This is a genomic window from Bradyrhizobium sp. HKCCYLRH3061 (assembly GCF_051168015.1).
Classification (GTDB): Bacteria; Pseudomonadota; Alphaproteobacteria; order Rhizobiales; family Xanthobacteraceae; genus Bradyrhizobium.
The window spans coordinates 81,248-94,214 of sequence record NZ_JBNPUE010000009.1 but is presented as its reverse complement, the minus strand read 5'-3'; the positions used below and the strand labels follow the sequence as shown (position 1 = coordinate 94,214).

Annotated in this window: 13 protein-coding genes and 1 tRNA gene; 10 read left to right on the top strand and 4 right to left on the bottom strand. The window is 67.3% G+C overall.

Annotated elements, in window-relative coordinates; all coding sequences use genetic code 11:
- Positions 1-11: 11 nt before the first annotated feature.
- Positions 12-587, bottom strand: coding sequence for a hypothetical protein (locus ACQR2C_RS16490; protein WP_434881632.1), 576 nt, complete (start codon positions 585-587; stop codon positions 12-14).
- A gap of 428 nt (positions 588-1,015) precedes the next feature.
- On the opposite strand from ACQR2C_RS16490, the gene ACQR2C_RS16485 reads away from it, so the two are divergent.
- Positions 1,016-1,429, top strand: a complete 414-nt coding sequence (locus ACQR2C_RS16485; protein WP_316215470.1) for a hypothetical protein — start codon at positions 1,016-1,018, stop codon at positions 1,427-1,429.
- A 75-nt stretch (positions 1,430-1,504) separates the two neighbouring features.
- On the opposite strand, the gene ACQR2C_RS16480 is transcribed toward ACQR2C_RS16485, so the two are convergent.
- Complete coding sequence (locus ACQR2C_RS16480) at positions 1,505-2,548, bottom strand: polysaccharide deacetylase family protein (protein WP_434881631.1); 1,044 nt, start codon at positions 2,546-2,548, stop codon at positions 1,505-1,507.
- Positions 2,549-2,873: 325 nt separating this feature from the next.
- On the opposite strand from ACQR2C_RS16480, the gene ACQR2C_RS16475 reads away from it, so the two are divergent.
- Together ACQR2C_RS16475 and ACQR2C_RS16470 are read left to right on the top strand one after the other, a co-directional pair.
- Positions 2,874-3,161 carry a hypothetical protein gene (locus ACQR2C_RS16475; protein ID WP_434881630.1) on the top strand — a complete coding sequence of 96 codons (288 nt, stop codon included), beginning with the start codon at positions 2,874-2,876 and terminating at the stop codon, positions 3,159-3,161.
- 115 nt (positions 3,162-3,276) lie between these two features.
- Positions 3,277-3,492, top strand: a complete 216-nt coding sequence (locus tag ACQR2C_RS16470) for a cysteine rich repeat-containing protein (RefSeq protein ID WP_315800812.1) — start codon at positions 3,277-3,279, stop codon at positions 3,490-3,492.
- A gap of 8 nt (positions 3,493-3,500) precedes the next feature.
- On the opposite strand, the gene ACQR2C_RS16465 is transcribed toward ACQR2C_RS16470, so the two are convergent.
- Complete coding sequence (locus tag ACQR2C_RS16465; RefSeq protein WP_316180198.1) at positions 3,501-5,183, bottom strand: MFS transporter; 1,683 nt, start codon at positions 5,181-5,183, stop codon at positions 3,501-3,503.
- A gap of 177 nt (positions 5,184-5,360) precedes the next feature.
- Here ACQR2C_RS16465 and ACQR2C_RS16460 point away from each other — a divergent pair, with 177 nt between their 5' ends.
- The 6 genes from ACQR2C_RS16460 to ACQR2C_RS16435 all read left to right on the top strand — a co-directional run bounded on the left by ACQR2C_RS16460 (position 5,361) and on the right by ACQR2C_RS16435 (position 12,277).
- A complete protein-coding gene (locus tag ACQR2C_RS16460) occupies positions 5,361-6,728 on the top strand; it encodes a hydrolase (protein WP_434881629.1) in 1,368 nt (455 codons plus the stop codon).
- A gap of 205 nt (positions 6,729-6,933) precedes the next feature.
- Positions 6,934-8,325 (top strand): cytochrome P450, encoded by a 1,392-nt coding sequence (locus ACQR2C_RS16455; RefSeq protein WP_316180196.1) that lies wholly within the window; start codon positions 6,934-6,936, stop codon positions 8,323-8,325.
- 64 nt (positions 8,326-8,389) lie between these two features.
- The gene (locus tag ACQR2C_RS16450; protein WP_434881628.1) at positions 8,390-9,799 is read left to right on the top strand and encodes an adenylate/guanylate cyclase domain-containing protein; all 1,410 of its coding nucleotides are present in this window, start codon (positions 8,390-8,392) and stop codon (positions 9,797-9,799) included.
- A 126-nt stretch (positions 9,800-9,925) separates the two neighbouring features.
- Positions 9,926-10,393 carry a TerB family tellurite resistance protein gene (locus tag ACQR2C_RS16445; protein ID WP_315800817.1) on the top strand — a complete coding sequence of 156 codons (468 nt, stop codon included), beginning with the start codon at positions 9,926-9,928 and terminating at the stop codon, positions 10,391-10,393.
- Between the two features lie 217 nt (positions 10,394-10,610).
- Positions 10,611-11,390, top strand: coding sequence for an SDR family NAD(P)-dependent oxidoreductase (locus ACQR2C_RS16440; protein WP_315800818.1), 780 nt, complete (start codon positions 10,611-10,613; stop codon positions 11,388-11,390).
- Positions 11,391-11,470: 80 nt separating this feature from the next.
- Positions 11,471-12,277, top strand: a complete 807-nt coding sequence (locus ACQR2C_RS16435) for a glutamine amidotransferase (RefSeq protein WP_434881627.1) — start codon at positions 11,471-11,473, stop codon at positions 12,275-12,277.
- Between the two features lie 133 nt (positions 12,278-12,410).
- Here ACQR2C_RS16435 and ACQR2C_RS16430 read toward each other — a convergent pair.
- A tRNA-Ala gene (locus ACQR2C_RS16430) sits at positions 12,411-12,486 on the bottom strand.
- Between the two features lie 187 nt (positions 12,487-12,673).
- Between ACQR2C_RS16430 and ACQR2C_RS16425 the strand changes: the two genes are divergently transcribed.
- The gene (locus ACQR2C_RS16425) at positions 12,674-12,964 is read left to right on the top strand and encodes a YggT family protein (RefSeq protein WP_316180194.1); all 291 of its coding nucleotides are present in this window, start codon (positions 12,674-12,676) and stop codon (positions 12,962-12,964) included.
- Positions 12,965-12,967: the final 3 nt, after the last annotated feature.

The following is a 12,967-nucleotide window of genomic DNA, read 5'->3' as shown; positions in this document are numbered from 1 at the left end:
AGGCGGCTGCCTCAGGGCAGCCGCTTCTTCCACAGGCGGATGATCAGGATGCCGGCCTGGGCGTAGCCTGGCGGCGAACTTTCCGTGCCGAACGGCGTCTTCGAATACAGCGAGCTCGAGACCAGGAAGCCGCCGACATACGGCTCAGGCAAGCCCGACAGCGCCAGGAAGCAGCGGTGGGTGAGCAGGCCGTCCTCCGGCAGATTGCCGCGCACCAGCCGGCAGTCGCCGATGCCGGTGAATGCGATGCCGTTGAGCTGGCCTTCGGTGTAGGTGCCGAGCAGGGTCGGATCCATCGCCTGACCGATACAGACCCGCATCTCGCCAATGCTCTTGTCGCCGGTCTCGGTCATGCGGCCGTCAGCCGGCCGGACCCCGACGGAGCGGATCGATAGCTGGTCCTCCAGCGCCGGCGCGAAGCCGGTCTTGGTCGGCGCGCAGAAATCCGACGGCACGACACGGCCCTGGCGCACGCTCCGCGCGATGTAGATCTCCTCGACATTGTCGCCGGACTGCGCCGGGCCCTGCCCGCTGGCGGTCAGCGGCGTCACGGCCGCCAAGAACAGTGCAACGATCACCCGGCGCATGCGCGCATCCTTCCCGCGAATCGATCACTCTCCCTATCGGATTCGGCGAATCTTCTGAACAGCACCAACGAACAGTACATGGGCATACGATCATACCTCAAGACGGAGATCTCACCGGCACCATGGACCACCTCCTCGTGACGGTAATTTGGTAGCAGACGCCGAATCTGCCCGACCGCCGCGGTGCTCACCGCCCAAGCGCTGCAGCCGGTGGACTTCCGGAGGGCTCGTCCCGAGCTCCCTCGTCCTGAACGGACATCGCCGCGGCGCTGGAAAAGGTTTCGAGAAAGATGGTGCGCCGATCCGCACTGCAGTGTGCCGGCATCCGGCTCCATTCGCGCGCGCAATGCCGAGTGTGACGGCGGTCACATCGGACCGCCACGCCGGCGCCTAAACGTTCCCGCAGTCAACAAAGGGGAGCTTACTCGATGCGCAAGATGATCCTGATCGGAGCCATGGTGCTCGCCTCCGCCACGGTCGCGCAGGCCGAGGGAACACGCAGCCTGTCGCTGTCGTCGAACGACGCCGCCGCGCGGGCGCCGCGTCCGACCTACGTCCAGCAAGCCGGCGAGGTCACCGTCACCCCGGCGCCAGTGCCGGCCGTTGCGGCCCAAATCCAGCCCATCGACCCGCCCGCTGCGCCACCGGTGGCGCCAGCGGCCCCGGCCGCCGCACCGTCGCCGCCGCAGCCCGCCGCCACCGCGGCGCCGGCACCGCAGCCGGGCTCGGTGCAGCGATCATCGCGGCGGTCGACATCGGGGCGCTCGGACCGGACGCGCCGCAAGGGCTGGACCGAAGCCCGCATCGTCCGCGAGCTGCATCGCCACGGCATCTATTGGTGAGCGGCCGGCAACAGAGGACAAACGAAAAAGGCCGGGCGAACGCCCGGCCTTTCGCGCGCAGAGGTCATGCAGCGATCACTGCGAGATGGTCTGGATCACGCTCGATATCGGCCGCGCATTGGTCATCGTGGTCGGCAGCTTCGGATCCTGGCCGATCATCGCGTCATATTCCGGTAGCGTGTCGAGCGTGCCCTTCGGCTTCATCGCGACCACCTTGTAGCCGCCAGCCTTGAGTCGCCGCAGCAAGGTCGGCAATGCGAGCGCGGTGTTCTTCTGGAAGTCGTGCATCAGGATGATGCCCTTGCCCTTCTTGTCGAGCCCGGCCATCACGGTGTTGACGACCTGGTCGGGATCCTTGGAGCGGAAGTCGAAGCTGTCGACGTCGCAGGAGAACATCGCGATGTTGCGGCTGCCGAGATAGGCCACCGCCGACGGCCGGTGCTGCAACTGCGGGAAGCGGAAGAACGGCGCGGGGTTGGTGCCCAGCGCAAATTTCACCGCGCTGAAGCCCTTCTCCAGCTCCTCCTTCGCCATCTCGTCGGTCATCTTCTTGCCGTTGAGATTGGCGTGCGACCAGGTGTGCACGCCGACCACGTGACCGGCGGCCAGCACCTGACGCAGGATCTCCGGATGATAGGTCGCGTGCTTGCCAATCGAGAAGAAGATGCCGGTGGTGCATTCGTCGGCCAGCGCCTTCAGCACGGCCGGCGTGTTGACCGGCCACGGGCCGTCATCGAAGGTCAGCACCACCTCGCGGTCGGCGAGGAAGTCGAACTGCTTGAAGTGGTCGAGGCCGAAGCCGGGGCCACCTGACGTGTCGACCATGACGGTGCGGGAGATGCCGAGCGCGTCCGGATTGGCGCAGGTCGATCTGGGCTGCACCGGCGCCGGCACGCTTGCGGCCGTGCGCGTGGGAATGGTGCCGGTGGTCTCGACATCATCCTTCGCGCTGGCCTTGGCGGCAACGCGCGCCGGAGGCGGCGCCGGCTCGGAGGGCTTCGCCGCTGCGCTCTGCGCGGCGGCCTTGGCGGCGCTGGGCTTCGATACGTAGTACCAGACACCGGTGATCGCCAACGCCGCGACGACGGTGGCCAGCAGCAAGCCTAACGCATGACGCATGGTTACTCTTCCCGAAAACGCGAGACACTCGATGGCGGACGCAACGCTGTCCGCCTCCTTCGATTAGCTTCCATTAGTGCCAACGAATCCTTAACGCGGTGCCAACACGGGCAGGATCAGCCAAGATTTCCAGGATGATGCCGGCGCGAGACCGGCAGTTGACCGGAGCGACATGTCGCCGCGGCCATCGGCCTGCCGAACCTGCCGGGCAGGGTTGAGCCGCCGGATCTGGCGTGACCGGCATCACGGTTGCTCGAGCGGGATCGGACCATGATGGGCGCATTGAAACGCGGCCCGCGACATGCGGCGCCAATGGGAGCCAGCCATGACGAATTCGACCAACCTGCTGCGCAAGGCCGTCCTGACGGTCGTCAACCTTGCCGCCGTCTCGACCTTGTCCTCGACCGCGAGCTTCGCCTTCAGCGCCGAGGCGCAGCAGATGTGCACCGGCGACGCCTTCCGGCTGTGCAGCAGCGAGATCCCCAACATCCCGGCGATCACCGCCTGCATGATCAAGAACCGCTCGTCGCTGAGCTCCGGCTGCCGCGTCGTGCTCGACCGCGAGCTGTCCAGGCGCAACGGCAAGGTCGCCGAGGCGGGCGACGCCAATTGAGAACGCTTCCGGCTCCCGCCTGCGCGCCCCGGCTGCGACCGGGGCGCTTGCGAGGCCCGGTTGTGAGCACTAAAAGCGCCGCCAAACCTTCAATGCCGGGAGCGAGGCGCCAGTCATGAACAAACTCACACTGATCATCCCCCTGGTGCTGATCGCGTCGACCGCCTCGGCCCAGCAGCAGCCCGGTCAGGACGCGTGCGCGCGCGACGTGTCACGGCATTGCCGCGCCGTGATGAACAACGGCGACCAGGCGGTGCTGGCCTGTCTCAAGGAACACCGCGCCAAGCTGTCCAAGGCCTGCGACAAGGTGCTGACCGAGCACGGGCAGTAAGCGCCCAACTAAGGCCCGCTGCGAGCCCCGGTCGCCACGGCCGGCGCCTGCTCGGCGGTGCGGTCGATGTCCTCCTTGGCGCGGACCGAGCCGAATGGCCGCTCCAGCATGCGGCGGATGCGCACCGGGTCGGCCCCGATGTGGAAATCGATCGCGCGCTTGTGCAGCTCGCGCTCGGCGCGCGTCGAGCGGTTGCGCTGACGCAGATAGTCGATCCAGGTCGGACAGTGATAGCGCTCGGTCCACAATTCGGGATCGGCGATGTCGCGCGCGATCGACCAGCCATAGGCGCCGTTGCGCTGGCGGCTGAGCTGCACGTCCTGCATCAGGTCGTGGAAGGCGCGGGCATTGTCCTCGGCGACGCGGTACTCGATCTCGACCACCAGCGGACCCGAGCGCGGCGTCAGCTCGAGCTGCACCTCGGGATCGGCCAGGGTCTCGCCGTCCTCATTGCGGGCGCCGATCGGCGGCATCCGCAGCCACAGGCCGAGCAGCGGCGACACCATCATCAGCGCTCCCGACGCCAGCAGCGCGACCTCGACGCCGGCGGCGTCGGTGAGACGTCCCCAGCCCCAACTGCCGATCGCGATGCCGCCGGAGATCGCCGCCTGGAATGCCGCCAGCGCGCGGCCCGCGACCCAGCGCGGCGCCGACAACTGCACGCCGATGTTGAACAGCGCCACCGCGAGCATCCACACCGCGCCGGCGATGACGAGCGCCGCCGCCGTCAGCACCGGCGCGGTGCTGAGCGCGACGGCCGCGGTGGCCGCGCCCAAGGTGAGCGCGCAGGTGCGGATCGCGGCCTCGCCCGACAGCCGCTTCCTGATCTCGCCGATGTTGAGCGCGCCGACCACCGCGCCCATGCCGAAGGCGCCGAGCATGATGCCGTAGGTCTGCGCGCCGCCATGCAGCAGGTCGCGCGCGACCAGCGGCATCAGCGCCGAGATCGAGCCGCCGATGATGCCGGTGACCAGCGTGCGGATCAGCACGATCCGGATCGACGGCGAGTGGACGATGTAGCGGACGCCGGAGACAATGGCACGGTTGAGCGGCTCGCGCGGCAGCCGGCTCGGCTCCACCACGCGCCGCCACAGGAACAGCGCCGCGAGCAGCGGCAGATACAGCAGCGCATTGGCCGCGAACGCCGCGACCGCGCCGGCGGCCGCGACCACGACGCCGCCGATCGCAGGTCCGAAGCTGCGCGCGATGTTGTAGCTGATGCCGTTCAGCGCGACCGCGGCCGGCAGCGTCTCCGGCGGCACCTGTTCGCTGACCGAGGATTGCCAGGCCGGCCCCATCAGCGCCATGCCGCTGCCGATGACGAAGCACAGCGCCAGCAGGCGCTCGGGCGTCACCAGCCCGTACCATGCCAGCACCGTCAGGGTGGTGGCGCCGCCGAGCGCCACCGCGAGCGCGACCAGCGCGACGATGCGCCGGTCGTACATGTCGGCGATCGCGCCGGCGGGCATCGAGATGAACATCACCGGCAGCATCAAGGCGGTCTGCACCAGCGCCACCTTGTCGGCCGACGACGTCATCTGCGTCATCGCCCAGGCGGCGCCGACCGCCTGGATCAGCAGGCCCAGGTTCGACAGCAGGCTCGCCAGCCAGATGCGGCGGAACACCGCGTGCCGGAGCGGCGCGGCGATGCTCTCGGCCGCGAACAGCTCACGTTTCTGCGGCGCATTCATGCGGGTCCGTCCACGTCGCCAGGTCGCCTCCGATAAGATCGCATCGAACTATCGCTTGATTCCGGCCGGACCTATGTGATGCCTGCGAATGTCTGCCGCTGTCCAGTGCCCAGAGCGCTCGCATCAGGGACCGCGGCCAACGAACACGACATGAACAAGACCAAAGGGAGACCGCCGATGAATCTGACGCGCCGCACCATTTTGAAGAGCATGGGAACCTTGCCCCTGCTCACGAGCGGCCTGACCTTCCCAGCGCGCGCGCAAACGGCGGCAGCCGCGGCCGGCGAGATGCCGCCTGTGCTGTTCGTCCACGGCAATGGCGATCACGCGGCGCTATGGATGACCACGCTGTGGCGGATGGAATCCGACGGCGTGCCGCGCACGCGCCTCGCTGCGCTGGACTTCACCGACCCGCTGGCGCGCAACGACGATTCCGTGGCGCAGCCGAGCCGCTCGTCGACCGAGGATCAGCGCCGCGAGCTGACCGAAGCGATCAAGGCCCTCAAGGAGCGCACGGGCGCGGCGCGCATCGCATTGGTCGGCAGCTCGCGCGGCGGCAACGCGATCCGCAACGTGGTGAAGAACGGCGGCGGCGCCGATGTCAGTCATGCCGTGCTGTGCGGCACGCCCAATCATGGCGTGTTCGACTGGGAGGATAGCCCCGGCAGCGAATTCAACGGCCGCGGCCCGTTCCTGCGCGGATTGAATGCCGGCGACAGCGAGGTGACGGAGGGCACCGCCTTCCTGACGCTGCGCAGCGATGGCCTCGACAAATATGCCCAGGCCGACGGCCGCCTCGTCGGCAAGCCCGGTGTCCCCACCGGCATCACGGCCGAGGGGCCGGCGCTGAAAGGCGCGACCAATCTGGTGATCGGCGCGCTCGACCATCGCGAGGTGGCGTTCCATCCGCGCGCGTTCCGGGAGATCTATAAGTTCATCGCCGGCCGAGAGCCGACACAGATCGCGATCCAGCCGGAGCCGCAGGTGCGGATCAGCGGCCTGGTGACGGCAACGCCGGGCGGCGCGCCGACCAATCGCCCGGTGGCGGGCGCAAGCGTGGAGGTCTATCGCGTCTCGAGCGAGACCGGCGCACGCAATGGCGAGCCGGTGTATCGCGGCCAGACCGGCGCCGACGGACGCTGGGGTCCCGCGGAGGTCGATCCGACGTCCTATCTCGAGATCGTGCTGACGTCGCCGGGCGCGCCGATCACGCATTTCTACCGCTCGCCATTCCCGCGTTCGTCCGACGTCGTGCATCTGCGCGCGGCGCGGCCGCTCGGCAAGGCCGATGCCGGCGCTGGAGCGATCCTCATCATGATCAGGCCGCGCGGCTATTTCGGCCTGCCCCGCGACATCGTGCTGCTCGACGGCAAGGAACCTGCCGACATACAGAAGGGAATACCGACCGATGCCGCAACGACATTGCGGCTGCCGGCGGGCGACGTCGGACGCAGCGTCACCGGACTGTTCAACGAGGAACGCATCGCCGCCCGTCTTTGGCCAGCATCGGAGAGCAGGATTGCAATGATCGAGCTGACTAATTAGTTGCCGGAGTATGATGGTACATCACAGCCTCGAAGAGCGCGGAATCGCGCTCTCCCTCTCGCATTGCGAGCGAGATGACAGCGTTACCTCTGGCAGAAGACCGTCCCTGCGCGGCGGCCCGGCGCGGCCTGCAGCCAGGGGCTCGGTTGGTCGCAATGCAGCCGATCGATGGTTCCAGGCTCGTGACAGCGTCGAGAGGCCGTGAATGAGTACCGCTGACGTCCATTATCTGCCGCAGGCACGATTGCCGCTGATACCGCCAACACCGCCGCGGGCGCCGGACAGCATGGGCGCGCTGCGCCGCGTGCTGATGATGGGCGACAACGCGATCGCGACCTGGAGCCAGCGCGCCTATGAGGACGACATCATTCGCGGCCGCTTCTTCGGCAGCTCCAGCTACATTCTCAATACGCCCGATACGATCAAGCACGTGCTGGTCGACAATTGGGAGAACTACGGCCGCACCGTCGGCGCCATCCGCGTGCTGCGTCCGGTGCTCGGCGAGGGGCTGCTGATCGCCGAAGGCAAGGCGTGGAAGCACCAGCGCCGGACGCTCGCGCCGGCTTTCACGCCGCGCGCCGTTTCCGGCCTCATCCCGCACATGGTCGCGGTGAGCGACGAGACCGTCGCCAGGCTGAGGCAGCAGTGCGGGCAGCCGCTCGACCTGCGCGAGATCATGCAGCGCATGACGCTCGACATCGCCGGCCGCACGATGTTCTCGTTCGAGATGGGCCGCCACGGCGCCACCCTGCGCGATTTCGTCTACGAATATGGCGCGCGGCTGGCCAGCCCGCATCTGCTCGACATCGTGCTGCCGCTGTCCTGGCCGACACCGCGCGATGTCGCGCGCCGGCGGTTCCGCAAGCGCTGGACCGCCTTCGTCGCCATGCTGATGGCGGAGCGCCGCGCCGCCGGCAAGCTGGAGGACGCACCGCCGCGCGACCTGTTCGACCTGATGGGCGCGGCACGCGATCCCGAGACCGGCGCGGCGTTCACCGACGCACAACTCGCCGACGAGGTCGCGACCATGATCCTCGCCGGCCATGAGACCACGGCAACCGCACTGTTCTGGGCGCTGTATCTGATCGCGCTGGATCCAGCCAATCAGGACAGGCTGGCGCAGGAGGCGCGCGCCGCGACCGATCTCAGCGACCCCGATCAACTGCCGTTCACGCGCGCCGTGCTGGACGAGACATTGCGGCTCTATCCGCCCGCGTTCCTGATCGCGCGCGCCGCCGGCGGCCCGGACCGGATCGCCGCGTTCCCCGTGAAGCGCGGCGACGTCGTGCTGATCTCGCCGTGGCTGCTGCACCGGCACGAGAAGCTGTGGGATGCCCCCAACGCCTTCAAGCCCGAGCGATTCGTGCCGGGCGCGCCGCCGCCGGAGCGCTTCGCCTATCTGCCGTTCGGGGCCGGCGCGCGGGTCTGCATCGGGGCGCATTTCGCGCTCGTCGAAGCCGTGCTGGCGCTGGCGCGGCTGGTCGGCGCCTTCAGGATCGAGCTCGTCGACCGCGCGCCGGTGCTGCCGGTGGGCGTGGTGACGACGCAGCCGGACCGGTCGCCGCTGTTCAAGATCACGCCCAGGATGGAGGTCTGACCGCCACGCGGCAGCCACGCTCGGCACTTGCTTGCGGGTTTGCCAAGTCCCATCTTAGCCGGGCATGAGCGACATCCAGGCCCAGCTTTCGGTTCTGAAGCAGACCGCCCATCCGGCCGTCGCCGACGCGATCATACGGCTGATCGTGTCGGGCGAAGATCACGAGCTCAACCGTATCAACGCCCTCGAGTTCTCCGCGCGCGCAGGTCTCGACGAGGAGCAGGTCATCTCCGGCTTCCTCCATGCGGCACGGATCGGCTTGTTCGATCTCACCTGGAACGTCCTGTGTCCCGGCTGCAGCGGCGTGCTCGATGCGCACGCCACGCTGAAATCCCTCCGCCATGACGATTACCATTGCGGATTATGCGCGTGCGGCTACGAGCCCTCCGTCGACGAGCAGGTCGAGGTTGCCTTCACCGTGACCTCCAAGGTCAGGCGCATCGCAGCCCACGATCCCAACACGCTGACGCTCTGGGAGTATTATAAGCTGATCTTCTGGAGCTCCGGCATCGACCTGGATCGGGAGTCCTTTGCTTCGCTGAGCGAGCAAGTGACCCTCGATGCCCTCGAGCTGCCGGCCGGCGAGAAGGCGGTGCTATCGCTGCAGCTCCCGTCGGATTTCATCATCATCTTCGAGCCGGTGACGCATTCTGCGCATTTCATCGACGTTCAGGGCGAGCCGACCAGGGAGCGCCAGCAACTCGGGCTGCTGTTCAATAAGACGCATCCTCCGACCGGTTCGATCACCTTGCGTCCAGGCCCGCTGCGGCTGGCGCTCGACAATCAGGCCGGCGTACGGACGCTGCCGACGGTGTTCATCGCCGGCGATGCGCTCCACCATCTCCTCGGCAAGCGCCGGCCGTTCCTGACCGCCAAGCGCATCCTGTCCAACCAGACCTTCCGCGACGTGTTCAAGGCCGACAATCTCAACATCGACCAGCGGCTGAAGATCACCTCGCTGACCTTCCTGTTCACCGACCTCAAGAGCTCGACCGCGCTGTATGAGCGCGTCGGCGACCTCGCGGCGTTCGACCTGGTGCGCGCCCATTTCCGCGCGCTGCTGGAGATCATCAACGCCGAGAAGGGCGCGGTGGTGAAGACGATCGGCGACGCCGTGATGGCGACCTTCATCAAGCCCGAGCATGCGCTCGCCGCGGGCCTGCGCATGCGCGCGGCGATGCAGCGGCTGAACGCCGAGCGGGGCACCGAGGACCTCGTGGTCAAGATCGGCATCCATGAGGGGCCGTGCCTCGCGGTGATGCTGAACGACCGCCAGGACTATTTCGGCCAGACCGTCAACATCGCCGCCCGCGTGCAGAGCCTGTCGACCGCGCAGGAGATCCACCTCACCGCGCCGGTGATCGAGAGCCCGGGCGTCGCCGACATCCTGCGCAGCGCAAAGATCGCGCCGATCCAGAAGCACGCGGCGCTGCGCGGCATCGCCGACCGGATGATGGTGTACGAAATCCCCTGAGGCCTTACCGAAATGTCATGCGCTGCGCCGGCCGCGGCGGATTGCCGGCGGCGCGTGGCATTTGCATATAATGAGCAGTCGCCGACCGGCTTGCGGCCGCCAAGGGATCCAACAGCGAAGGACGTCATGCTCGAAGGACTGCGCCAATTCATCGCCGACGTGGTTTCGCCGCACGAAACCCCGGCCTTCGACGACAACGGCTATCAGCTGGCGGCAACCGCGCTGCTGATCCACGTGATCTCGCTGGACGGCGAGCCGAGCGAGATCGAGCGGCGCAAGCTGCACGGCCTGATCGAGCTGCGCTTCGGGCTCGACCACGGCTCCGCCGACCGGCTGATCGCCCAGGCCATGCTGGCCGAGGGCGAAGCGGTCGATCTCTATCGCTTCACCAGCGTGATCATGCGCGAGGTCGATGAAGCCGGCCGCCTGCGCATCGTCGAGATGATGTGGGAGCTGGTGTTCGCCGACGGCAAGGTGACCGAGTTCGAGGACAATGTGGTCTGGCGCGCCTCGGAGCTGCTCGGCATCTCCACGCATGACCGCATCGACATCAAGCACCGGGTCGCGGCGCGCAAGTCCGGCGCTCCCGCGTGAACCGCTCTGTCTCGGCCGGAACCGGCGTGATCCGGAGATGAACAAACTTTAATTTTGTTCCGGACCTCGCCCCTGCATGTAAACCTATGTGAATCCGAAACTATTACTGCAATCTGGTGCAGGACTGCCGATCGCGGCGTCTTGCATGTTCCCGTCCGCCTATGCTCTCGTCCGCCGCTATTGGATGATGTGTGGATTGTGATCGAAGAGCAGGATTGTGGGTGAACGTGTCACGCTGGTAACGGGTGCGTCGGCCGGGATCGGCAGCGAATTGGCGCGCGTGTTTGCCGCGAACGGGCACCGGCTCGCATTGACGGCCCGGCGCGAAGACCGGCTCGCCGCGCTGGCGCAGGAGATCGCGGCCAAAGGCGGCCCGGCGCCGCTGGTGATCCCCTGTGATCTCACCTCCGCCGACGCCGGGGCGACCATCGAGGCCGCGCTGGCCGCCGCCGGCGTGGAGCTGGAATATCTGGTCAACAATGCCGGCTTCGGCCTGTTCGGCAAGGCGGTGCAGCTCGACCGCGCCGAGCAGCTGGACATGATCTCGGTGAATGTCCGCGCCCTGACCGAGCTGTCGCTGCGCTTTTCCGAGCAGTTGATCCGCAACAAGGGCGGCATTCTCAATCTGGGCTCGGTGGCCGGGTTCCTGCCGGGGCCCGGCATGGCCGTCTATTACGCCTCCAAGGCCTATGTGATCTCGTTCACCGAGGCGCTGCGCAAGGAGATGGCGCCGCATGGCGTCCGGGTCACCGTGCTGTGCCCCGGTCCGGTGCCGTCGGAATTCCAGGATCGCGCCGGGTTCAAACCGGGCGTGGATTCGGTGATCCTCAACGTCTCGCCCAAGGCGGTGGCAGAGGCCGGCTACCGCGGCCTGATGGCCGACAAGCGCGTGGTGCTGCCCGGGCTCGGCATCAAGATCGTACCGTTCCTGCTGCGCTGGTTCCCGCGGGGCTTCATCCTCGATGCGGTCGGGCGGCTGCAATTGAAGCGGAGCTGATCGCGCTGGCCCGGCCCTTGCTTTGCAATGTGCGCTCGCTCACGCGCCGTTAACCTTTGCTTAGCTATGATCGCCAGGTGATGCTCAGGCAAGACCCTTCGTTCCATCCGAACGGGCCCCAGTCGGACGTTCGGCAGCTCCATCCGAAGCCGGCCATGGCGGCTGCGCCGCATCGGCCGGTTCTCATCATCCTGCACCAGGAAACCTCGAGCCCCGGCCGGGTCGGCAATGCGCTGCGCGCCCGCGGCTATCCGCTCGACATCCGCCGGCCGCGGTTCGGCGATCCGCTGCCGGAGACGCTCGATGGGCATTCGGGTGCCGTTATTTTCGGCGGTCCGATGAGCGCGAACGATCCGGATGATTTCGTCCGCCGCGAGATCGACTGGATCGAGGTGCCGCTGCGGGAGCAGCGTCCGTTTCTCGGGATCTGCCTGGGCGCGCAGATGCTGGCGATCCAGCTCGGCGCCGAGGTGGCGCCGCATCCGCAGGGGCGCGCCGAGATCGGCTATTATCCGATTCGCCCGACCCGGGCCGGACGCAAGCTGTGCCCGCATTGGCCCGACCATGTCTATCATTGGCACCGCGAAGGCTTCGACCTGCCCGACGGCGCCGAGCTGCTCGCCGAGGGCGGCGATTTTCCGGTCCAGGCCTATCAATACCAGAACGCCACCGGGCTGCAGTTCCACCCCGACGTGACCTACGCGATGATGTGCCGCTGGACCACCCGCGGCCATGCCCGGCTGGACACGCCCGGCGCCCGCCTGCGCCACCATCATTTCGAGGGCCGCGCCGTGCACGATGCCGCCGAGCGGGCGTGGCTGGCGCATTTTCTGGATGGCTGGCTGGCCCGCGAGCCGGTGGCGGCGATGGCGGAGGCGGCGGAGTAGTGGCGACGGTTCGGGTGAGTCAGTTCTGGTGACTGGTGTCAGCCCGGCTTCGCCAAGTGGCTTCGCCGGGCACCACGCTTCGCCCTTCGGGCTCTTGCGTGGCTGCGCCACGCGTAGCCCGAAGGGCGAAGCGTGGTGGAGCCAGGCGGGATCGAACCGCCGACCTCGTCATTGCGAACGACGCGCTCTCCCAGCTGAGCTATGGCCCCGTAACACGACCGCTTCGATGTTGGGAAAAGGCGGCCGGCAGATCGGGCGCCATTTACAGTGGGTGCCGAGGTCAAGTCAAGAACGGTCACATCGCCCGTTAGCCTTGACGGGCAGCTTCCCTTGTTTGCGCCGGGGGGAACCGATATCTAGCGAATAGCCCTCCCCCCGGCCCAAGAAGTCCCCCGAATGAAGCCGATCATTTACGTTCTGATCCAGATCATCACACTTTACATGTACCTGTTGATTGCCTCGGCGATCCTGTCGTGGCTGATCGCCTTCAATGTGGTCAACACGCGCAATCAATTCGTCGCGGGTGTCGCCGAATTCCTGTACCGAATCACCGAGCCAGTGTTGGGCCCGATCAGACGCCGCCTGCCGAATTTCGGGGGGCTCGATATTTCGCCGATCATCGTGTTCTTCTTGCTTATGCTCCTCCAGATGTATCTGGCCGACTACGTCTATCCTTTCGTACCGTAGGCT

Coding starts and splice junctions, on each gene's coding strand:
- ACQR2C_RS16490 (WP_434881632.1), bottom strand. CDS start 587: ATGCGCCGGGTGATCGTTGCACTGTTCTTGGCGGCCGTGACGCCGCTG.
- ACQR2C_RS16485 (WP_316215470.1), top strand. CDS start 1,016: ATGCGCAAGATGATCCTGATCGGAGCCATGGTGCTCGCCTCCGCCACG.
- ACQR2C_RS16480 (WP_434881631.1), bottom strand. CDS start 2,548: ATGCGTCATGCGTTAGGCTTGCTGCTGGCCACCGTCGTCGCGGCGTTG.
- ACQR2C_RS16475 (WP_434881630.1), top strand. CDS start 2,874: ATGACGAATTCGACCAACCTGCTGCGCAAGGCCGTCCTGACGGTCGTC.
- ACQR2C_RS16470 (WP_315800812.1), top strand. CDS start 3,277: ATGAACAAACTCACACTGATCATCCCCCTGGTGCTGATCGCGTCGACC.
- ACQR2C_RS16465 (WP_316180198.1), bottom strand. CDS start 5,183: ATGAATGCGCCGCAGAAACGTGAGCTGTTCGCGGCCGAGAGCATCGCC.
- ACQR2C_RS16460 (WP_434881629.1), top strand. CDS start 5,361: ATGAATCTGACGCGCCGCACCATTTTGAAGAGCATGGGAACCTTGCCC.
- ACQR2C_RS16455 (WP_316180196.1), top strand. CDS start 6,934: ATGAGTACCGCTGACGTCCATTATCTGCCGCAGGCACGATTGCCGCTG.
- ACQR2C_RS16450 (WP_434881628.1), top strand. CDS start 8,390: ATGAGCGACATCCAGGCCCAGCTTTCGGTTCTGAAGCAGACCGCCCAT.
- ACQR2C_RS16445 (WP_315800817.1), top strand. CDS start 9,926: ATGCTCGAAGGACTGCGCCAATTCATCGCCGACGTGGTTTCGCCGCAC.
- ACQR2C_RS16435 (WP_434881627.1), top strand. CDS start 11,471: ATGCTCAGGCAAGACCCTTCGTTCCATCCGAACGGGCCCCAGTCGGAC.
- ACQR2C_RS16425 (WP_316180194.1), top strand. CDS start 12,674: ATGAAGCCGATCATTTACGTTCTGATCCAGATCATCACACTTTACATG.